This window comes from Thioclava kandeliae (assembly GCF_040297545.1).
Lineage (GTDB): Bacteria > Pseudomonadota > Alphaproteobacteria > Rhodobacterales > Rhodobacteraceae > Thioclava > Thioclava kandeliae.
In genome coordinates this window covers 80,639-100,137 of sequence record NZ_JAYWLC010000009.1, presented here as the reverse complement: position 1 = coordinate 100,137, position 19,499 = coordinate 80,639, and the positions used below count along the sequence as shown (strand labels likewise).

The following is a 19,499-nucleotide window of genomic DNA, read 5'->3' as shown; positions in this document are numbered from 1 at the left end:
CCCAAGACTCTCCCCTCGGTGCCACCCCGCTCCAAAAAAGAGGGGCAGACCGCGCGGTCCGCCCCTCTCTTCCGCATCATGCGGCTATACAACTGATTTCAGAAAGAAATTACCTTATGCGTCCCGACATCGGGCAAATGCTCGTCCTTCATATTGGCCTTTGCGATCTCGATCCCGAATTTGAGCGCGCTACTGCTTGACCCCCAGAGTGCGGCCTCGCGCAGCGTCATCCGCAGCAGCGTGATATTCGGATCCTCCTTGCCCCCCTCGAACCAGGCCGCCGCAATCGGGCTCCACAGTTCTTCGAGTTTCTGCGGCGCATTCACTTCGGAGAGCATACCGCTCAGGCAGGCCTGAAAGTCCTGATCGCCGCCCATCAGACAGAAATGCGCCATCGCATCGGGCGGCAGCTGTTTCACCAGATCCGTTTCCTTCGAGGTGATAAACCAGATCTCGCCCGCATCCCAATCAGGATAATGGGTCATCGGCTGCATGTGCTGGGTGGATCCCTGAACCCCGAGCATCCCTGCCCGAAGCGCTTTGGCCTGTTTGATCAGGGTCTCTTTCGGGTCTTTCTCCAGATCTTTGTAAACGCTCATAACGATCCTCCTCGGTCTGATCTCTTGGTGCCACAACGCATCCTTGGCGGAAGCGTTCCTTGCCACATGATCCGGAAGAGAGATCGCAGCCGGTAGACGACGCAGAGATGCCATGCAAAAGGGGCAGACCTGTGGCCTGCCCCTCGTTTGCGAACGGATAGCGAACGGCGGCTGTCGCGCCTGTTCAATCGTCCTTCTTATCGACCGGATGATCGGTCTCGACCGGTTTCGTTTTGCTTGGACCGCTGCGGTAACCGAAGCTTTTCCTGCCAGTATTCTTCTTGCCGGGTTGGCTGAGGAATTCTTTCAGATCAAGCTGCTTTTTGGTGGGCGAATATCCCATCGCGATCCTCCTCGAGAGACCAGAGCGGAGCTGGCCGGTTGGAACAGCCCTGATAAGGACTATTCATTCCCGTCACGCGCCAATCGTGCGGCCTTGAGGCGCGCCGTTTTCTCGGCGCGCTCCTTGGCCTCAGCCTCCTGCATGAGCCTGAACTCGGGGGCGGTCTTTTCCGCGCGCTTTTCAGGCTTGAAAGCCTTCTGCGCCGAAAGTTTCTGCGTCCCGAGGCGCTTCGTCCCGGAGGCCGAATCCCGAGAGATCTGCGTTACGAAATCAGTCAGCAGACGGCTCAAGCAATCGCCAGATTGCTGGCCGATACGCGACCGTCACGACCCTGTTCGGTGTCGAAGGTCACTTTCTGACCATCATCAACGCGGTTGATACCGGCGCGCTCAAGCGCGGAGATATGAAGAAAGATATCGGTCCCGCCATTTTCGGGCTCGATAAAACCGAAACCCTTAGTTGCGTTGAACCATTTCACGGTGCCATTGGCCATATCCGTAAACTCCTGAATTATGCTGCCCGCGACATGCGACAACCCGGCAAAAATCGATCCAAGTCGATCACCGAGGCCGGACGAGCCGGCGGCAGAAATTCGAAGAGAAAAGCCTAAGCATGCCTTATATGGACCGCCTACAGGTAGATAGCAAGGAATTTCTGGAAAACGCGCGAAAATAAATTTCTATAAAATTGCGGATTTTATAATTTCATTATCGGATCGCTCGTCTAGCGTCCCTCTGCCCGCACGAAACCCTGCCCCTGTTCCCGATCCGTCATCATAGGAAAACGCCATAACCGCGCGTTCGCGGTTACAGCGCCTGTCCCGGCCATTGATGCGCGGGGCATCCTTTATCCGACCGCGACATCCATCCGCGCGAGGGCATTCGCGAAAGCCTGCATCTGGTCTTCGGCCCAGTAGCGGATATCTTGTTTCTCGACCATCATACGGTTGGCCTTCATCCGGCCACGGCGCTCCTCCTCGGGCATCTCGAGAGCAAAATGGATCGCGCTATCCATGGATTTATGCGAGAACGGGTTGGTCGGAACGGCGGCTGCCAGCTCGACGGCGGCGCCCGCGAATTCGGACAGGACCAGCACCCCGTCCCCATCGGTGCGGGCCGTGACATATTCCTTGCACACAAGGTTCATCCCGTCAGCCAGCGGCGTGATCCAAGCCACATCCGCCGCGCGGTAATAGGCCACGAGATCCCTGAACGGCACGGGGCGCGAGATCAGGGCGATGGGCTGCCACTCGAACGAGCCGTAGCGCCCGTTGATCCTGCCAGCAATGGCCTCGAGCTGTTCCTGTATCTCGAAATAGGCCGTCATATTGGCATTGGCGGCGACCGAGACATGCATAAGACGCACCTTGCCGCGCAGCTCGGGATGGGTTTCCAGCAGCCGCTCGTAGCTCTCCAGCTGCTCGATCCCGCCCTTGGTATAATCGGTGCGCCCGACCGAGAGCATCAGCTTGGCATCGCCCTTCTCGGCCCTGATCTCCTGAACCTTGGCCTCCGTTTCAGCACTCCGCGCCAGATCTTGGATATATCCGGTATCGACACCCACGGGGCTTGCCTGCAGACGGATACTGCGCCCCTCGTATTCGAGTTCGGTGACGACCGACTGCTCGGATAGCGCCGAGGTCTGCGCGTTCATCTCGGGCTTTACCTTCTCCCGTTTGACCGGCTCGACCTCCAGAAGCGAGCGCGCGGCGGAGACGAAATTATTCACATAGCGCGGGATATGGAAGCCCACCACATCACAGGCCAGAAGGCTCTCGAGGATTTCCTTGCGCCACGGCAGGACATTGAAAATATCGGCGCTGGGGAATGGCGTGTGATGGAAGAAGCTGATCTTCACATCGGGGCGGAGGGTGCGCAGATAGCCGGGCACGAGCCAGAGATTGTAATCATGCACCCAGACCACGGCACCAGGGGCCGCCTCGGCGGCAGCGGCCTCGGCAAAGGCCCAGTTCACCTCGCGGAATGTCGGCCAGTCGACAGGGTCGTAGCTGTAACGCTCCTTGAACCCGTGCAGGATCGGCCAGAACGCCTCTTTCGAGGAGACGTGGTAAAAGCTCGAGACCTGTTCCTTGGTCAGCGGAAGACGCGAGACGGTGTATTTGCCATGCGGATCATCGATCTCGATGATCCGCTCGAAATCGGGCCGCTCCGGATCGACGGCTTCCTTCCATGCAACCCATGCGCCCTTGTCGACACGCCCGAAGAAGCTTTTGAGCGTCGGCACGATCCCGTTGGGTGATTTGTTCTCGCGATATTCGATTTTGCCATCCACCTCGACTTCTTCATAGGGCTGGCGGTGATAGACGATAACAAGATCCGAGGACATATCAGGCTCCTTTCGGGGCGTCGTGAAGGTCGAGCGCGTTGATGGCTTCCATGATGCCACCCGCGCCATGGGCTTTGGCGGAATAAACGGTCTCGCAGCCGGTCACTCCAGCCATGAGCGCGGCCTCCGAATTGCCGACGGCAACCGCATTCAGGCCGCAGACCAGCATGGACAGGTCGTTGAGCGTATCGCCGGCGCAGAGCACGCGCGCGGGCGGAATGCCGAGATGCTCGACCAGCCGCCGGATCGATGGCCCTTTGGAGATGCCTTTTGGCAGGACGTCGAAATATCTATTGTCGGAAATCAGCCAGTCATGACCCATCCGGCTCACCTTGTCCTTGGCACTTTCGTCAAAGGTCTCAGGGGCGAGATCATAGCTCACACGGTAGCGGAAGGCCGTCGGCTGGAGCGTCAGACCGGGATGGCCCTCCAGCGCCGCACGCACATGCGGCCCCGCATCGTTCCAGATCGCGGCGATATCTTCCTCGAGCACCGGGATCGGCTCGACATGGCCATCCTCGTGCACCCGCGCGATCGTGGTGCCGACATCGCCCACGACATATTCGGGCCAGGGCAGACCGCGCTCGCGACACATCTCCATGATGAATTCCGGATCACGTCCGGTGACGAAAATCAGCCCGACACTGTCGCGGTTTTCCTCGATCCATCGGTAGAGCGTCGCGCGCTCCTGCTCGGCCCCACCCAGAAAGGTGCCATCCAGATCGGTGGCAAGGGTGAAGCGGCGTGCGGCAATGGACGGGCGGGGGGACATATGTACGTTCATCTCAAACGTCTCCGAATTGTAGCGGCATATCTGGCGAAGGATGGGCGAAGGACAGGTTGAGCGCATTCGGCTCGGCCTCGATCGGGCGGGCCCATAGCTCGGCAAAGGCCTCCCGCAGGTCGGCGCCCTTGTGCAGCACCGCATTCACGGTCTCACAGATCGGCATCGGCACCCCGATGCGATGTGCCAGATCGGTCACCGAGACGGCGTTCACCTCCCCCTCGACCACGATATCGCGTCCCTCAAAACAGGAAGGGCGCGGTGTGCCCTGCCCCAGCTGGAACCCGAGCGACATATTGCGCGAGGTGGTCGAGCTGCAGGTCAGCGTCAGATCGCCTGCGCCGGACAGCCCCGTCACGGTCTCGCGTTTGCCCCCAAGCGCCTCGGCCAGCGCCTTCATTTCGTAAATCCCGCGGGTGATGAGCGCGGCGCGTGTGTTCTCGGCAAAGCCCGCGCCCGACATCATGCCGCAGGCGATCGCAATCACGTTCTTGACCGCGCCGCCCACCTCGACGCCCACCAGATCATCCGAGACATAGGGCCGGAACCCGCCTCCCGAAAGCGACATGGCCAGCCGGACGGCAGGGCTTTTCTCGGGGTTCAGGCGGTCCGCATAGGAGAAGAGAAACGCCACAGTTGCGGCGGTCGGATGGTCGAGCGCGGTCTCCGCAGCAAAGGTCGGGCCGGAGACGGCGCCCACCGGATGGCCGGGAAGCTCCTCACTCACGACCTCGGACAACAGATAGCCACTGCGGCGCTCCACCCCCTTGCAGGCCAGCGCGATCGGCGCCCCCTCGGGCAGGTGCGGGCGCATCGCTTGACACATATTGCGCAGCGTCGAGGAGGGCGTGACCACCAGAACGGTCTCCGCGCCGTCAAGCGCCCGCTCCAGATCGCTTGTGGCCTCGATCCCGCTCGGAAGTATGATGCCCCTGAGATACTGCCTGTTTTCGGATGCGCCGTTGATTTCCTCGGTAAGCTCGGGGCGGCGGGCCCAGAGGCGAACCTGATGGCCGTTGCGGGCGAGGACGGAGGCAAGTGCGGTTCCCCAACTTCCCGCGCCCAGAACGGCAATCCGTTCATAGGGGCGCGAGGGAGGATGTGATGTGGACACCGGTTCGGAATCCTTCATGGACGGAGCTCCTTTCAGGGGGCTCTGGACTGGTTCATACATGGCCATGCGCGCCCACACGCCGAAACCGGCGACCGTGACATAGGGCGGAAGATACTGCAGACAGTATCGCGCTCACGCGGGTCCGCGCGAAAGGCAATCAGGAGAAACTCAACCGACGCCGGCGCGGAACAGGTCTGTCACCAACCCTGTCCTAAATGGTAGAAGCGCAGCGCAGCCTGTCAACCGCGATTGCCGCGCTGCAGAAGAACTTTTTGATCAGAAAGAACAGGAAAGCTCCGGTTTGCAAGGTCTGACAGCGCGTTACAGGAGATGGCCAAGGCGCTTAAAAAGAAGGCATAGCGGGCAAGCGTGAGCTGGAAGCTGCGCAGACGCCTTGATTACCCATAACCATGATACTTCGCCTAGAAAATTCTGGACGAAGACGCGATGCGCAGGTGAATCTTCCGGAATTGATCAAAGATAGCACCTCGGGCCATCGAGCCTGTCGGAACGCATCCCCATACCGCACGACCGGCAACGAATGGCAGAAAACGATCACGCCTCCAATTCGGCATCCCAGTAAAGGAAGTCCATCCAGCTCTTGTGAAGATGGCCCGGCGGGAAACGGCGCCCGACGCGAAGCATGTCCTCGGAGCTGGGTCGCTTTGGCAGGCGGCGCAACTTCAGCCCGCAGCGCGAGAGCGGCTTGTTGGCCTTTCTAAGATTACAGGGCGAACAGGCCGCCACCACGTTTTCCCAGCTGGTCACCCCGCCCCGCGAGCGCGGGATCACATGATCGAAGGTGAGGTGGTCCTTGCAACCGCAATACTGGCACTCGAACTCGTCCCTCAGAAAAAGATTAAAGCGCGTGAAGGCCACGCGCTTTCTGGGTTGGACGAATTCTTTCAGCACCACAACAGAGGGGAGACGTATCTCGGCACGCTGGCTTCGCACCACCTCTTCGTATTCGGCGAGTATGGTCACCCTATCGAGACAGACCGCCTTGATTGCCTCCTGCCACGGCCAGAGGGAAAGCGGATAGTAGCTCAGGGGCCGGAAGTCCGCATTGAGCACAAGCGCCGGATGACGGCGCAGCGACGCGGCCTCCCGTGTGAAATAATGCCTGAAATCCGTCCTGTCTGCGTGGTCCAGCATAAGTCACTCCATTCTCGCGCGGCGGGGCATGTCCGAAACATGTCCAGGGGCGCAGGGGAGCGCCCCAGCCGATATCCTGACTATATATGGCGTTCGGATTCTGACAAGCCTCTTGATCTGGTCGGAGTTTCACGATGCGCCTCGGTCGTAAGAACCGATAACAGGTCCGCACGACAGAGCCATGACAGCTCGCGACCTGCCTGTTATTTCGGCAGATGCGTGTTCAGGAAGCCCAGTGCGGCCGAAAGACCGTCCGGAGCGATTCCGTGACCGGTGCCTTTCTCGACATGGGCATAGACCTCGAACCCGTTCTCCACGAGCGCCTGCCCTGCCTCGGACATACACGAGAACGGCACGACCTCATCGGCATCGCCATGACACAACAGCACGGGCGGGCGCGAGACCACATCGGCCGCCAGCAGCTCGGGGCGGATCAGGCGGCCCGAAAAGCCCACCACCGCGCCCACCGGCACGGCGCGGCGCGGCGTGACCTGCAGCGTCATCATCGTGCCCTGGCTGAACCCGATGATCGCCATCGCGCTGGCCGGCAGGCCGGTCTCTTCCAGCACCCCGTCAAGGAAGGCGTTGAGGTCGGCCTCGGAGGCCTCCATACCTGCCATCGCCTGTGCCTCGGTCGAGCCATCAAAGCGCGGAATGGGGAACCATTGCCGGCCAAAGGGCGAGGCCGCGCAGCTCTCGGGCGCATCGGGCGCGATGAACAGCGTGTCGGGCAGATGCTCGCCCAAAGGGTCCGCGAGCCCCAGCAGATCGGCACCATCGGCGCCATAGCCATGCAGGAGCACCACCACCGATTTCGTCTCGCCAGATTTCGGACCCTTGCGGCCCTGTTTCAATTCGCGCGTCATGGTGACACCCCTTCCCGTTTTTTCTGATGGGCATAATAGGCCCAGAGCCCGCGGGCCGCCACCGCCCGCCACGGCGCCCAACGGGCGGCCATCTCGCGGAACGGGCGCGGCTTCGGGCGCTCCGGCAGATCAAACAGCATTCGGGCGGCTTCCGCCAGTGCCAGATCATCGGGCGCGAACACATCGGCGCGGCCCATTGCGAACATCAGATAGATCTCCACGGTCCAGCGCCCGATCCCAGGAACCGGCAGGAGCGTGTCGAAAATCGCCTCGTCGGACATGGCACCGAAGGCCTCGAAATCCACATCCGATTGCGCGAGCGCCTGCATGTAGCGGATCTTCGGGCGCGAGAAGCCGCAGGCGCGCAGATCCTCGGGCGCGGCCTGCGCAATCGCGCGGCGCCCGCCCAGCCCTGCCGCCTCGAGCTTTGCCCTGATCGCATTGGCCGAGGCCACCGAGACCTGCTGGCCCAGAATGGCATCGCGCAGCGCCTCGAAGCCCGCGAGGCGGCGGCGCAGCGGCCACGGGCCTGTCAGATCAAGCACATGGGCAAAACGCGGCTCGATACGGGCCAGATAGGCGGCCCCTTCGGCCACGTCCTCGGCGGTGGTGATGATCCTCATCTGCATGATCCGAGCTTGACCGAAATGAAGCCCGCTTGCCAGCCCCGAAAACCCGCCTTAACCATAGGCGCATGAACAGCACCCTTCCCCAAGCGCGCGACCGCCGCAACACGCTCATTCTGGTTCTGGCCCAAGCCATTCTTGGCGCGCAGATGCCGATGATCTTCACCATTGGCGGGTTGGCGGGGCAGATGCTCTCGCCCAATGCCTGTCTGGCCACCCTGCCCCTGTCCTTCATCATTCTGGGGTCGGTGCTCACAGCACAGCCGCTGTCACGTTTCATGGGGCGGCACGGGCGCAGGCGAGGCTTCATCCTTGCCAATATCGCGGGGGCTCTGGGCGCTGCGATCTGTGCGGGCGGGCTCTACTGGGGCAGTTTCACGCTCTTTACCTTTGGCGCGCTCTTCACCGGCATCTATATGTCCTCGCAGGGCTTCTACCGTTTTGCCGCAACCGATACCGCCTCGCCCGAATTTGCCCCAAAGGCGATTAGCTATGTGATGGCGGGCGGGCTGGTGGCGGCTCTTCTGGGGCCGCAACTGGTCAAGCTGACCGCGCAGGCTACGCTCGTGCCATTCATGGCAACCTATCTGGTGATCATCGCGCTCAACGCGATCGGACCGGTGCTGTTCAGCTTCCTCGATATTCCGCGCCCCGACCAGCACGCCCAAGCCACAGCCCCCAAGGGACGCGGCAAGATGGCACTCCTGCGCGACCCGACGATCACCGTCTCGATCATCTGCGCTATGGTCTCCTATGCGTTGATGAACCTCGTGATGACTTCCTCGCCGCTAGCGGTGGTGGGTTGTGGCTTTACCCCAAATAACGCCGCCGATATCGTTTCGGCGCATGTGCTGGCGATGTATATTCCCTCCTTCTTCACCGGCCATCTGATCGCGCGGTTCGGGGCGAAGATGATCGTGGGCACCGGGCTCGTGATCCTGATCGGCGCAGGGGCTGTAGCGCTGAGCGGAGTAGAGCTGATGAATTTCTTCGGCGCGCTGGTGCTCTTGGGGATCGGCTGGAATTTCGGCTTTATCGGTGGCACTGCGATGCTGGCCAAAAGCTACGCGCCCGAAGAGCGCGCCACCGTGCAGGGGCTCAATGATTCCATCGTCTTCGGCGGCGTGTTCCTCGCGTCGCTCAGCTCGGGCGGGTTGATGAACTGCCTCGAAGGCGGTGATCCGCAGGCAGGCTGGCAGGCGGTCAATCTGGCGATGGTTCCACTGGTCACGCTGGCGGGGGCGGCGCTGATCTGGCTGGCCCTGCGCCCGAAGGAGCGCCTCTGATGCTGGGCTATATCCAATCTCCGATCCGCGGCGAGACCGACCGAATTCTGGCTGAACTGGCACAGCATATGCGCCCTAATGTGGCCGCTCTGGTCAGCCCTGACCCCGAGGATCACCTGCTGGTCCATCTCTGGCCCGCCGATCTGCGCTGGCCGATCCGGCAGGATCTGGGCACGGGGGCAGCCTCATGCACGCTCGATGGTGGCGCGCTGGAAGAGGCGGTATTCCGCCTCTCGCAGGATGTAGCAAAGCTCCCCCCCGCGACCCCGCTGATTCTGAACAAATTCGGCAAGCAGGAAGCCGAAGGACGCGGCGTGCGCCCACTGATTGCGCAGGCAATCGAAGACGGACGCCCCGTGCTCTTGGGCGTCCCTGCCCAGACGGAAGCCGCCTTCCATGCGTTTGCGGCCCCCCTTGCACAGAAATTAGAACTGGATATTCATGCACTTGAAGCATTTCTTCGCGGTTGAAGGCAAAAACTTCCGCTCAGAATTTGCGCACATCCCGTTCGGGCACTAGACTTTTGAGTGCTGTTATGGCCAATTGCGGTCCGTTACCGCTAACATCGCCAAGGTAACAGTGATTTACGGAGGATATCATGGTTTCGCGCATCATCCCGGTGGACGCATTCGATCTGGTTATTTTCGGCGCGACCGGTGACCTTGCCAATCGCAAGATCTTTCCGGGTCTGTTCCGGCGCTTTCTTGCGGGCCAGATGCCCGACGAAGCGCGCCTTATCGGTGCGGCCCGGACCGAGCAATCGCGCGAGGAGTTCCAGACCCAGATCCGCGCCGCGATCAAGGAATTCGTGGCTCCTGCCAAACAGGACGCCACCCAGATCGACGCCTTCATCGAACGCCTGCATTATGTCTCGATCGATGCACGCGGCGAGGCGGGCTGGTCCGAGCTGAAATCGCTGATCCGTCCCGAGGTGATCAACGCCTTCTACTTCTCGGTCGCCCCCGCCCTCTTCGGCGATCTGGCCGAACGTCTCAAGACCCATGGCATTGCCGGCAATGACGCCCGTATCGTGGTGGAGAAGCCCTTCGGTCGCGATCTGGCCTCGGCGCGCAAACTCAACGCCGCGCTGGCCGAACATTTCGAAGAACACCAGATCTACCGGATCGACCATTATCTGGGCAAGGAAACCGTCCAGAACCTGATGGCCGTGCGCTTTGCCAATATCCTCTTCGAGCCGATCTGGAATTCGCAATATATCGACCATGTGCAGATCACCGTCGCCGAGACGGTCGGAGTGGGCGGTCGCGGCAGCTATTACGATAAATCGGGTGCGATGCGCGACATGGTGCAGAACCACCTGATGCAGCTTCTGTGCATGATCGCGATGGAACCGCCCTATCACTTCGACCCCAACGCCGTGCGCGACGAGAAACTGAAAGTGATCCGGGCCCTGCAACCGGTGCCGCCGCAGGATATCGTGCGCGGGCAATATCTGGGCTGGCATCGCGACGATCAGGAGAAGCCGATGCCGGGCTATCTCGAGGATTCCGAAGACCCGAACTCCAAGACCGAATCCTATATCGCGATGAAGGTGCATATCGCCAACTGGCGCTGGAAGAACACGCCCTTCTACCTGCGCACCGGCAAGCGCCTGCGCGCCCGCACCAGTGAAATCGCGATCACCTTCAAGGAGCCGCCGCATTCGATCTTTGACGAGGCGGAAGGCAGCTGGCAGCCCAACCAGCTTGTCATCAGATTGCAACCCAATGAGGGTATGAACCTCAAGATGATGATCAAGGAGCCCGGTCCGGGCGGCATGCGCCTCAAACAGGTGCCGCTGGACATGTCCTTCGCCCAGGCGCTTGGCGAGGAAGGCACCGATATGCCCGACGCCTACGAGCGACTCATCATGGATGTCATCCGTGGCAACCAGACGCTCTTCATGCGCGGAGACGAGGTCGAGGCCGCATGGGCATGGACCGATCCGATCATCCAAGGCTGGGAAGAGCGTGGTGACACGCCGAGCCCCTATGATAGCGGAACGACCGGCCCTGATGATGCGCTCATGCTGATGCATCGTGACGGGCGGCGCTGGAGACATATCAAATGATGGAATTCAAAACCTATCCCGACCGCGAGCTGCTGATGGTGTCGCTGGCCGACCAGATCGCTTCGCAGCTGCGTGCAGCACTGGCGCAGGAAGGCCGCGCGACGCTCTCGGTGCCGGGCGGCACCACGCCGGGGCCGATATTCGACATCCTCAGCGAGATCGATCTCGACTGGGCCAATGTTGCGGTGGTGCTCAATGACGAACGCTGGGTGCCGGTCTCCAGCCCGCGCTCGAACACCGCGCTGATCTCGCAGCGGCTCCTGATCAACAGGGCCGCCAAGGCCCGCTTGCTGCCGCTCTATATGAATGCCGACACCCCCGAGGAGCGCCTTGACGCGCTCTCGGACAACCTGCGCCCCAACCTGCCCATCTCGGTGCTGCTGTTGGGGATGGGGGCGGATATGCACACCGCCTCGCTCTTCCCCGGTGCCGACCGTCTGGAAGAGGCGCTCTCGGATGACGCACCCGAGCTGATGGCGCTCAGGGCCGAAGCTGCGGGCGAGCCGCGCATCACCATGACCGCCCGGGTGCTGAAAGATGCGATGCATACCCATGTGTTGATCACCGGCGAAGAAAAGAAGAAGGCTATCGAGGCGGCGCAGAACCTGCCCATCGAACAGGCCCCGATCAAATCCATCCTGCATAACGCCACCGTGCACTGGGCGGCCTGACCCGAGTCAGCGCCACAAAAAACACCAAGATCAGGTCAAATAAAGGAAGATCCATGAGCATTTGGAAGACCCTGCGCAGCCGTGCCGAGGATGTGCGCGATCGTAAGATTCTGGACCTGTTCGACGGGGATCGTGCCGAGAGATACAGCGCCGCGACCGGTCCTTTTGTCTTTGACTACTCGAAAACCAATATCGACACCCCGACCCGCCATCTGCTGATCCAGCTGGCCGAACAATCGGGTCTGGCCGAGAAGCGCGAGGCGATGTTCTCGGGGGCGAAGATCAACGATACCGAGGGTCGCGCGGTGCTGCATACCGCCCTGCGCCATCTGGATACGGATATCGAGATCGATGGCGAGAATGTCATGACCTGTGTCCGCGAGACCTATGACCGGATGGTGCGCTTTGCCGATGACGTGCGCGGCGGCAAATTCCGCGCGGCGGGCGGGCGGATCACAGATGTGGTCAATATCGGTATCGGCGGCTCGGATCTGGGTCCGGCCATGGCCTGTCTGGCGCTTGCCCCCTATCATGACGGGCCGCGCTGCCATTTCGTCTCCAATGTCGATGGCGCGCATATCCATGACACGCTGGCGGGGCTCGACCCCGAGACCACGCTCGTGATCGTAGCCTCCAAGACCTTCACCACCATCGAGACCATGACCAATGCCGAGACGGCCAAGGCATGGATGGCGGCCAAGGTCGAGGATCCGGCAGAGCAATTCGTGGCGCTTTCCACCTCGGCCGAGAAGACGGCAGCCTTCGGCATCACGCCCGAGCGTGTCTTCGGCTTTGCCGATTGGGTGGGTGGGCGTTATTCGATGTGGGGGCCAATCGGGCTCTCGCTGATGATCGCCATCGGCCCGAAGCATTTCCGCGATTTCCTGTCGGGCGCCGCCGCCATGGACGACCACTTCCGCACAGCCGAGCTATCCGAGAACCTGCCCGTGATGCTGGCGCTTGTGGGCATGTGGCACAACCAGTTCTGCGATTTCGCGACCCGCGCCGTGCTGCCCTATGACCAACGCCTGTCGCGGCTTCCGGCCTATCTGCAGCAGCTGGAGATGGAGAGCAACGGCAAGCGCGTCTCGATGGATGGCGAGGCCCTGCCCTATCATTCCGGTCCCGTGGTCTGGGGCGAGCCCGGCACGAATGGCCAGCATGCCTTCTACCAGCTGATCCATCAGGGCACGCGGATCATCCCGTGCGAATTCATGATCGCCACCAAGGGTCACGAGCCCGATCTGGCGCATCAGCACATCCTGCTCGCGGCCAACTGCCTCGCGCAGTCGGAGGCATTGATGCGGGGCCGCTCGATGGAGGAAGCCCGCGCGCTGATGGCGGCCAAGGGCTTCGAGGGTGCGGAACTGGAGCGTCAGGCGGCGCATCGCGTCTTCCCCGGCTCGCGCCCCTCGACCACGCTGATCTACCCGATGCTGACCCCCGAGGTCTTCGGAGGGATCGTGGCGCTTTACGAGCACCGCGTCTTTGTCGAGGGTGTGATCTTGGGCATCAACAGCTTCGATCAATGGGGGGTGGAGCTGGGCAAAGAGCTGGCGCTCGCGCTCCAGCCGGTGCTGACTGGCGAGGCCGATGGCGCGGGCAAGGATGGCTCGACGCTAAGGCTCGCGCAGATGGTGCGCGACGCCCAACACTGATCAGAAAGGGGGCCGAACGGCCCCCTTTTTCATGTCAGGCTTTCTGGATGGAAAGACTGGCTGCACGCTTCAGCCAGAGCACCATCACCAGTCCTGCACCCGCGGCACAGGCGCCAATCAGGAAGATCGGGCCATAGCCCGCACGGTCGGCCAGGATCCCCGCCAGTGGCCCCGTCAGCCCGTAGGCCAGATCCTGAAACGCCGCAAATCCGCCCAGAGCCATGCCGCGTTGCTGCGGCGCCACCAGCGCCACCACCTCGCGCCCCATCGACGGGTAGATCATCGAACACCCGAGCCCCGTCATGAACGCCCCCAAGAGCACCAGCGTCGGCATCAGTGCGCCCCAGATCAGAAGTTGCCCCACCACTTCGACCATCAGGGACACCATCGCCACCGGCAGCCCACCGATCCGGTCGGGCAAATGGCCGAACAGCACCCGCACCAGCACGAAGCCCGCGCCAAACGCCGAGAGGCCGAGCCCGGCTCCCTGCCAGCCCTGCGCGATGAAATAGAGCGAGAAGAACGCCCCGATCGCTGCAAAGCCGATGCCCTGCGCCATGATCACAAACCCATGTTTCCAGATCGTGCCGATGACATTCAGGAACGAGCGCCGCAAGGTTGAGGCATGTGGAGCCACGGCGGGCAGTTTGACGATGGCAATCAGGCTGAGCGCGGGCAGCACTGCGCTGAGACACATCACGAGGCTGAAGCCTCCCAGATGATAGAGGCCCAGCCCCAGCGGCGCCCCGACCCCGAGCGCGCCATAGATCGCAGCGCCCATGAAGGCGATCACCCTGCCCGAGCGATGCGTGCCCACAAGCCCGATCCCCCATGAGACCATGCTGACCGAGACATAGCTCTCGCCTATGCCCACCACCGCGCGTCCCAGCAGCAAGATGCCCAGCGCCAGCCACGGTTGTGCCGTCAGGAACCCCGCAGCGATACAGATGATGGCCCCCGCCAGATAGAACCACAGCCCGCGCGCCATGGCGGGCTTCGCCCCGATCCGGTCCCCAACCCCGCCCGCCCATGCGCGACTGAAGATGGTGGTGATAAAGGCCATACCGGCGGCCAGCCCGCCCCAGGCATTGCTCAGGCCCAGCGCCTGCACGACATGGACCGAGACCACCGGCAGCGGCATCGCGACACAGATATAGGCGAAGAACAGGATGGCACTGAGGACCAGCAGAAGCTGCGTGCCCTTGCGGTCATCATAGGGCGGGTCACTGATGGTTTCGGACAGTCTGTCAGACATATACTCACTCCGATGTTGGCCACATCGGCAGGAGGGGCGTTTGGTCATGCCAGCACCCTCCCCGACCGAGCGGGAAGAAGGTGCGTTGGTTGACGTTAAACGCTTACGACCGGAGATGTGCGATCACGGCTGATCCGTTCCGGTTATTATGAGCTATCTCAGGAAAGGCAAGCCGTCAAGCGGCTTACCCGGCTTCAAGGGCGCGACCCAGACGCGAGAGCCGGATGCGTTTGAGAAGCGCGCGCATCGGTTGGGGCTGGCCCGACAAACGCTCGGCCTCTTGGCGCACGGCCTCCACCACCTGGGCCACCTTCTCCGGATGATCCGACCAGAGCGCCCAGAGCACATCATCGGGGCTCCGGCGGTCGAGCCCCTCGGATTGCAGCACCCCGCGCGGGAAATCGGCGGCATTCATCGTGACAATCGCATCGGCATGTCCGGCAATCGCCGTGGCCAGAACATGGATGTCGTTCTCATCCGGCAGATGCAGACGGTTCTCCAACCCCTCGTGACGGGCAATCATCGCCTGAGGGAAGCGCGCCTTGAGCATCGCGACCTCTCCACGGGCGATTACCTCGTCAGCTTCGTTGCGGCGGGCGGCTGCGCGTGCCCATTCCTCCAGCAATCGTTCCGACCAGAGGGGCTGGTAAAGCCCCTTGGCCGCAATCCCGATCAGGATCTCCCGCAACACGGTCGGGTAGAGAACACAGGCATCAAGAACCAGCTTCATCAGTCAAGCCGGAAGAAAAGCGATTTCAGATAGCCGCTTTCCGCAAGTTGCGGCAGCATCGGGTGGTCAGCCCCCGCAAAGCCCGTATGGAGCAACTGGCTCGAACGCCCTGCCTTGCCGATCCCGCGGGTCGATGCACCACGGAAGCTTGAGAGATCGGCGGCATGCGAGCACGAGCACAGCACCAGATAGCCGCCCTTGGCCACCAGAGGGGCCGCCAGACGCGCGATCCGCTCATAGGCGCGCAGACCGGCCTGAAGCGCGGGCTTTGCGGGCGCAAAGGCGGGCGGGTCACAGATGACCACGTCATATTCCGCCCCTTCTGCCGCCAGAGCTTCGAGCGTGACAAAGGCATCGCCCTTACGGGTGGAGAACCTATCCCCCATCCCCATGGCCTTGGCACCTTGTTCGGCAAGATCCAGCGCCGAAGCCGAGCCATCGACCGACAGCGCCGAGGCCGCACCATTGGCCAGAGCGGCCAATGCAAACCCACCCACATGCGAGAACACATCGAGAACACGCGCATCTTTGGAGAGCTGCGCGGTGAAGGCATGGTTTGGACGCTGGTCATAGAAGAGACCCGTCTTCTGCCCGCCCATGATATCGGCCATATAGACCGCGCCATTCATCTGCACCGGCACCGGCGCATCGATCCCCCCTTGCAGCGTGACCATCTCTTCGGCCAGCCCTTCGAGGTTACGAGCACGGCCCGAACCGTTCTTGATAACAGTTCCCACGCCCGTCACCTCGACCAGCGCGGCGGAGAGATCTCCGATCATGGCTTCCGCCCATGCCGCATTGGGCTGGATCACCGCCACATCACCGAAGCGGTCGATGATCACGCCCGGAAGGCCATCGGCCTCGGCATGGATCAGACGGTAGAAGGGCGCGCCAAACAGACGGTCGCGCATCTGGGCTGCGCGGGCGATCTTTTCCACCAGCCACGCACGGTCGATGACGGCTTCGGCGTTGCGGTCCATCACACGGCAGATGATCTTGGATTTGGGATTCACCGTCACCAGCGCCAGCGGACGACGCGCGTCATCCTCCAATATGGCGAAGGTGCCGGGCGCGATCGCCTTGGTGCGGCGGTCCAGCACCAGCTCGTCCTCATAGACCCACGGGAAACCATGACGGATGGCGCGTGCCTCCCCTTTGGGGCGCAGACGGACGACGGGCAGATCGGTGGACATGGGAAGTCTCCTCGGACAGGCGCGGAATAGCGGTGTTGGGCCCCTCCTAGCGCCAAGTGCCCCCCTTGCAAAGCCCCTGACGACGGGGATCGCCTTGCCAAAGGGCCGCAAGAGTCCAAATATCGGACATATACCCGTCGGTTGCACTGTTAGCGCTAACCGACTAAAGTCGTCGCAAGCACGGTGCCCGAGTCATTTTCATCGCCTCGGGCTGCGCGTGTCAATTGATCAGGAAAGCCCATCATGACTGATACAGCCACCCCGTTGAACTCCACCATCGCCCGTGTCACCGACCGGATCCGCGAACGGTCGAAGGGTATGCGCGACGACTATCTTGCCCGCATTGGCGAGGCCGCCTCCAAAGGTGTTGCCCGCGCCCATCTGACCTGCGGCAATCAGGCCCATGCCTATGCGGCGATGGGCGATGCCAAGGAAGCACTGGCCGCCGGACGCGCCCCCAATATCGGTATCGTCACTGCCTATAACGATATGCTCTCGGCCCACCAGCCCTACGAGACCTTCCCGCAGCTGATCAAGAAAGCTGCCGCCGAAGCCGGTGCCACGGCGCAGGTCGCAGGCGGTGTGCCCGCCATGTGCGACGGTGTGACCCAGGGCCAGCCGGGGATGGAGCTGTCGCTCTTTTCCCGTGATGTGATCGCGCTCGCCTCGGGTGTGGCACTCTCGCACAACACCTTCGATGCCGCGATCTATCTGGGTGTCTGCGACAAGATCGTGCCGGGTCTCATCATGGCGGCCGCAACCTTCGGCCATATTCCGGCGATCTTCCTGCCCGCAGGGCCGATGACCTCCGGCCTGCCTAATGACGAGAAATCGCGTATCCGCAACCTCTATGCCACCGGCGAAGTGGGCCGTGAGGAACTGATGAAGGCCGAGATGGCCTCGTATCACGGTCCGGGCACCTGCACCTTCTACGGCACCGCCAATACCAACCAGATGCTTATGGAGTTCATGGGGTTGCACCTGCCGGGCGCGAGCTTCGTCAATCCCAACACGCCCCTGCGCGAGGCGCTGACCATTGCGGGCGCAAAACGCGCCGCCGAGATCACCGCACTGGGGAATGATTATCGCCCCGCGGGCGAAATCCTTGACGAACGGGCCTTTGTGAACGGTCTGGTGGGGCTGATGGCCACCGGTGGCTCCACCAACCTCGTGCTGCACCTTCCCGCAATGGCCAAGGCCGCAGGCATCGCGCTTGATCTCGAGGATTTCGACGATATCTCGGATGTCGTGCCGCTGATGGCCAAGGTCTATCCCAACGGTCTGGCCGATGTGAACCATTTCCACGCGGCGGGCGGCCTGCAGTTCATGATCCGCGAGCTGCTGAAAGAGGGGCTCATGCATGGCGACGCCAAGACCGTCGCGGGCGATGGCATGGCGCGCTATGCGCAGGAGCCCAAGCTAATCGACGGAAAGCTGACATGGGAGGACGGCGCGGAGGAAAGCCTTAACGACAAGATCCTGCGCCCCGCCTCTTCGGGCTTTGCCAAAACCGGTGGCCTCAAGCAGCTCAATGGCAATCTGGGCCGTGGCGTGATCAAGATCTCGGCGGTGGCCGAGGAACATCGCGTGGTCGAGGCCAAGGCGCGTATCTTCAAGGACCAGTCCGAGGTCAAGGACGCTTTCACCCGTGGCGAATTCACCGAAGATACGATCGTTGTCGTGCGCTTCCAGGGGCCCAAGGCCAATGGCATGCCCGAGCTGCATTCGCTGACGCCGGTGTTGTCCGTCCTGCAACAGCGCGGGCTGAAGGTTGCGCTGGTGACCGATGGCCGGATGTCGGGTGCCTCGGGCAAGGTGCCCGCCGCGATCCATGTCTCGCCCGAAGCCGCCAATGGTGGGCCGCTGGCCAAGCTGCGCGATGGCGATATCGTCCGGCTCGATGCACCCAAAGGCGAGCTGACCTGCCTCTCGGCGGATCTGGACACGCGCGAGGCCGTGGTCGAGGATCTTTCGGCAAATCATGTCGGTCTCGGGCGCGAGCTGTTCGAGGCCTTCCGCAATCAGGTCGGGCCTTCGACCAGCGGCGCAGCCGTTGTCGTCTGATCATCACGAAAGGAGTCTCACATGACCCCCGCAGAACAATCCGCCGCCTCCCGCAAGATTTGCGAACTGGCCCCCATCGTCCCCGTGATCGTCGTCAAGGAGGTCGCCCAGGCGGTGCCTCTGGCCAAAGCGCTCGTCAAGGGCGGGCTTCCCGCGCTGGAGGTCACCCTGCGCTCGGATTGCGCGCTGGAGGCGATCCGTGCGATGGCCGATGTGGAGGGTGGCGTGGTCGGCGCAGGCACGCTTCTGACGCCCGCCGATGTGAAGGCCGCAAAGGCGGCAGGCGCTAAATTCGGGGTGAGCCCCGGGATCACCGACACTCTCCTCAAGGCCTGCGCCGATGAGGGGCTGCCGCTCCTGCCCGGCACGGCGACCCCCTCGGATGTCATGAAGCTTCTGGAACTCGGCTATGACATGGTGAAGTTCTTCCCCGCCGAAACCAATGGTGGCGCGCCGGCGCTGAAAAACTTCGGCGGCCCGCTACCGCAGATGAGCTTCTGCCCCACCGGCGGCATCAATATGGGCAATGCCCGCGACTATCTGGCGCTGAAAAACGTGATCTGCTGTGGCGGATCCTGGGTTGCCCCCGACAAGCTGGTGCAATCGGGCGACTGGGCGGGGATCGAGACGCTGGCCCGTGAAGCCGCAGCGCTGCGCGCCTGAGCCCCCGCCCCAGAAGACCAACCGAAAAAGGCCGCGTCACACCGACGCGGCCTTGTTACCCCACCGGGCCCTTCA

Annotated in this window: 20 protein-coding genes; 7 read left to right on the top strand and 13 right to left on the bottom strand. The window is 62.3% G+C overall.

Annotated elements, in window-relative coordinates; all coding sequences use genetic code 11:
- Nucleotides 1-98 precede the first annotated feature (98 nt).
- From VSX56_RS12495 to VSX56_RS12450, 10 genes are all read right to left on the bottom strand, one after another.
- Complete coding sequence (locus VSX56_RS12495; RefSeq protein ID WP_350937507.1) at nucleotides 99-599, bottom strand: pyridoxamine 5'-phosphate oxidase family protein; 501 nt, start codon at nucleotides 597-599, stop codon at nucleotides 99-101.
- 184 nt (nucleotides 600-783) lie between these two features.
- On the bottom strand, nucleotides 784-942 hold the full coding sequence (locus tag VSX56_RS12490; protein WP_339112972.1) for a hypothetical protein: 159 nt from the start codon (nucleotides 940-942) through the stop codon (nucleotides 784-786).
- Nucleotides 943-1,001: 59 nt separating this feature from the next.
- On the bottom strand, nucleotides 1,002-1,232 hold the full coding sequence (locus VSX56_RS12485) for a hypothetical protein (RefSeq protein WP_350937505.1): 231 nt from the start codon (nucleotides 1,230-1,232) through the stop codon (nucleotides 1,002-1,004).
- The gene (locus VSX56_RS12480; protein WP_339112974.1) at nucleotides 1,229-1,435 is read right to left on the bottom strand and encodes a cold-shock protein; all 207 of its coding nucleotides are present in this window, start codon (nucleotides 1,433-1,435) and stop codon (nucleotides 1,229-1,231) included. Before VSX56_RS12480 ends, VSX56_RS12485 begins: the two co-directional genes overlap by 4 nt.
- 353 nt (nucleotides 1,436-1,788) lie before the next feature.
- Nucleotides 1,789-3,288 (bottom strand): glucosylglycerol-phosphate synthase, encoded by a 1,500-nt coding sequence (gene ggpS, locus VSX56_RS12475; protein WP_350937501.1) that lies wholly within the window; start codon nucleotides 3,286-3,288, stop codon nucleotides 1,789-1,791.
- A gap of 1 nt (nucleotide 3,289) precedes the next feature.
- Nucleotides 3,290-4,072: an HAD-IIB family hydrolase gene (locus tag VSX56_RS12470; RefSeq protein ID WP_350937499.1), complete on the bottom strand. Its 783-nt coding sequence runs from the start codon at nucleotides 4,070-4,072 to the stop codon at nucleotides 3,290-3,292.
- Nucleotide 4,073: 1 nt separating this feature from the next.
- Nucleotides 4,074-5,204 (bottom strand): NAD(P)H-dependent glycerol-3-phosphate dehydrogenase, encoded by a 1,131-nt coding sequence (locus VSX56_RS12465; RefSeq protein ID WP_350937496.1) that lies wholly within the window; start codon nucleotides 5,202-5,204, stop codon nucleotides 4,074-4,076.
- Between the two features lie 537 nt (nucleotides 5,205-5,741).
- Nucleotides 5,742-6,341, bottom strand: a complete 600-nt coding sequence (locus VSX56_RS12460) for an HNH endonuclease (RefSeq protein ID WP_339112978.1) — start codon at nucleotides 6,339-6,341, stop codon at nucleotides 5,742-5,744.
- A 203-nt stretch (nucleotides 6,342-6,544) separates the two neighbouring features.
- Nucleotides 6,545-7,207 (bottom strand): alpha/beta hydrolase, encoded by a 663-nt coding sequence (locus tag VSX56_RS12455; protein WP_350937494.1) that lies wholly within the window; start codon nucleotides 7,205-7,207, stop codon nucleotides 6,545-6,547.
- On the bottom strand, nucleotides 7,204-7,836 hold the full coding sequence (locus VSX56_RS12450) for a DNA-3-methyladenine glycosylase family protein (protein WP_339112980.1): 633 nt from the start codon (nucleotides 7,834-7,836) through the stop codon (nucleotides 7,204-7,206). Before VSX56_RS12450 ends, VSX56_RS12455 begins: the two co-directional genes overlap by 4 nt.
- A gap of 65 nt (nucleotides 7,837-7,901) precedes the next feature.
- Here VSX56_RS12450 and VSX56_RS12445 point away from each other — a divergent pair, with 65 nt between their 5' ends.
- The 5 genes from VSX56_RS12445 (at nucleotide 7,902) to pgi (ending at nucleotide 13,519) form a co-directional block, all read left to right on the top strand.
- Nucleotides 7,902-9,119: an MFS transporter gene (locus VSX56_RS12445; RefSeq protein ID WP_350937492.1), complete on the top strand. Its 1,218-nt coding sequence runs from the start codon at nucleotides 7,902-7,904 to the stop codon at nucleotides 9,117-9,119.
- Nucleotides 9,119-9,589, top strand: a complete 471-nt coding sequence (locus tag VSX56_RS12440; RefSeq protein ID WP_339112982.1) for a DUF2478 domain-containing protein — start codon at nucleotides 9,119-9,121, stop codon at nucleotides 9,587-9,589. Before VSX56_RS12445 ends, VSX56_RS12440 begins: the two co-directional genes overlap by 1 nt.
- Nucleotides 9,590-9,717: 128 nt before the next feature.
- Nucleotides 9,718-11,190 (top strand): glucose-6-phosphate dehydrogenase, encoded by a 1,473-nt coding sequence (gene zwf, locus VSX56_RS12435; RefSeq protein WP_339112983.1) that lies wholly within the window; start codon nucleotides 9,718-9,720, stop codon nucleotides 11,188-11,190.
- On the top strand, nucleotides 11,190-11,861 hold the full coding sequence (gene pgl, locus VSX56_RS12430) for a 6-phosphogluconolactonase (protein WP_350937657.1): 672 nt from the start codon (nucleotides 11,190-11,192) through the stop codon (nucleotides 11,859-11,861). Before zwf ends, pgl begins: the two co-directional genes overlap by 1 nt.
- A gap of 53 nt (nucleotides 11,862-11,914) precedes the next feature.
- A complete protein-coding gene (gene pgi / locus VSX56_RS12425; RefSeq protein ID WP_350937489.1) occupies nucleotides 11,915-13,519 on the top strand; it encodes a glucose-6-phosphate isomerase in 1,605 nt (534 codons plus the stop codon).
- A 34-nt stretch (nucleotides 13,520-13,553) separates the two neighbouring features.
- Here pgi and VSX56_RS12420 read toward each other — a convergent pair whose 3' ends face one another.
- The 3 genes from VSX56_RS12420 to VSX56_RS12410 all read right to left on the bottom strand — a co-directional run bounded on the left by VSX56_RS12420 (nucleotide 13,554) and on the right by VSX56_RS12410 (nucleotide 16,697).
- On the bottom strand, nucleotides 13,554-14,774 hold the full coding sequence (locus VSX56_RS12420) for an MFS transporter (protein WP_350937487.1): 1,221 nt from the start codon (nucleotides 14,772-14,774) through the stop codon (nucleotides 13,554-13,556).
- Between the two features lie 184 nt (nucleotides 14,775-14,958).
- Complete coding sequence (locus tag VSX56_RS12415; RefSeq protein ID WP_350937485.1) at nucleotides 14,959-15,504, bottom strand: RSP_2648 family PIN domain-containing protein; 546 nt, start codon at nucleotides 15,502-15,504, stop codon at nucleotides 14,959-14,961.
- Nucleotides 15,504-16,697 carry an RSP_2647 family RNA methyltransferase gene (locus VSX56_RS12410; RefSeq protein WP_339112987.1) on the bottom strand — a complete coding sequence of 398 codons (1,194 nt, stop codon included), beginning with the start codon at nucleotides 16,695-16,697 and terminating at the stop codon, nucleotides 15,504-15,506. Before VSX56_RS12410 ends, VSX56_RS12415 begins: the two co-directional genes overlap by 1 nt.
- 243 nt (nucleotides 16,698-16,940) lie before the next feature.
- Between VSX56_RS12410 and edd the strand changes: the two genes are divergently transcribed.
- A complete protein-coding gene (gene edd, locus VSX56_RS12405; protein WP_339112988.1) occupies nucleotides 16,941-18,761 on the top strand; it encodes a phosphogluconate dehydratase in 1,821 nt (606 codons plus the stop codon).
- Nucleotides 18,762-18,782: 21 nt separating this feature from the next.
- The gene (gene eda / locus VSX56_RS12400) at nucleotides 18,783-19,424 is read left to right on the top strand and encodes a bifunctional 4-hydroxy-2-oxoglutarate aldolase/2-dehydro-3-deoxy-phosphogluconate aldolase (protein WP_350937482.1); all 642 of its coding nucleotides are present in this window, start codon (nucleotides 18,783-18,785) and stop codon (nucleotides 19,422-19,424) included.
- Nucleotides 19,425-19,499: the final 75 nt, after the last annotated feature.

Bases quoted from the DNA above. Each gene is read 5' to 3' on its own strand.
- VSX56_RS12455 (WP_350937494.1), bottom strand. From the start codon at position 7,207: ATGACGCGCGAATTGAAACAGGGCCGCAAGGGTCCGAAATCTGGCGAG.
- VSX56_RS12465 (WP_350937496.1), bottom strand. From the start codon at position 5,204: ATGAAGGATTCCGAACCGGTGTCCACATCACATCCTCCCTCGCGCCCC.
- pgi (WP_350937489.1), top strand. From the start codon at position 11,915: ATGAGCATTTGGAAGACCCTGCGCAGCCGTGCCGAGGATGTGCGCGAT.
- zwf (WP_339112983.1), top strand. From the start codon at position 9,718: ATGGTTTCGCGCATCATCCCGGTGGACGCATTCGATCTGGTTATTTTC.
- VSX56_RS12415 (WP_350937485.1), bottom strand. From the start codon at position 15,504: ATGAAGCTGGTTCTTGATGCCTGTGTTCTCTACCCGACCGTGTTGCGG.
- VSX56_RS12470 (WP_350937499.1), bottom strand. From the start codon at position 4,072: ATGAACGTACATATGTCCCCCCGCCCGTCCATTGCCGCACGCCGCTTC.
- VSX56_RS12450 (WP_339112980.1), bottom strand. From the start codon at position 7,836: ATGCAGATGAGGATCATCACCACCGCCGAGGACGTGGCCGAAGGGGCC.
- VSX56_RS12420 (WP_350937487.1), bottom strand. From the start codon at position 14,774: ATGTCTGACAGACTGTCCGAAACCATCAGTGACCCGCCCTATGATGAC.
- VSX56_RS12480 (WP_339112974.1), bottom strand. From the start codon at position 1,435: ATGGCCAATGGCACCGTGAAATGGTTCAACGCAACTAAGGGTTTCGGT.
- VSX56_RS12445 (WP_350937492.1), top strand. From the start codon at position 7,902: ATGAACAGCACCCTTCCCCAAGCGCGCGACCGCCGCAACACGCTCATT.
- VSX56_RS12490 (WP_339112972.1), bottom strand. From the start codon at position 942: ATGGGATATTCGCCCACCAAAAAGCAGCTTGATCTGAAAGAATTCCTC.
- pgl (WP_350937657.1), top strand. From the start codon at position 11,190: ATGGAATTCAAAACCTATCCCGACCGCGAGCTGCTGATGGTGTCGCTG.
- ggpS (WP_350937501.1), bottom strand. From the start codon at position 3,288: ATGTCCTCGGATCTTGTTATCGTCTATCACCGCCAGCCCTATGAAGAA.
- VSX56_RS12410 (WP_339112987.1), bottom strand. From the start codon at position 16,697: ATGTCCACCGATCTGCCCGTCGTCCGTCTGCGCCCCAAAGGGGAGGCA.
- eda (WP_350937482.1), top strand. From the start codon at position 18,783: ATGACCCCCGCAGAACAATCCGCCGCCTCCCGCAAGATTTGCGAACTG.
- edd (WP_339112988.1), top strand. From the start codon at position 16,941: ATGACTGATACAGCCACCCCGTTGAACTCCACCATCGCCCGTGTCACC.
- VSX56_RS12495 (WP_350937507.1), bottom strand. From the start codon at position 599: ATGAGCGTTTACAAAGATCTGGAGAAAGACCCGAAAGAGACCCTGATC.
- VSX56_RS12460 (WP_339112978.1), bottom strand. From the start codon at position 6,341: ATGCTGGACCACGCAGACAGGACGGATTTCAGGCATTATTTCACACGG.
- VSX56_RS12440 (WP_339112982.1), top strand. From the start codon at position 9,119: ATGCTGGGCTATATCCAATCTCCGATCCGCGGCGAGACCGACCGAATT.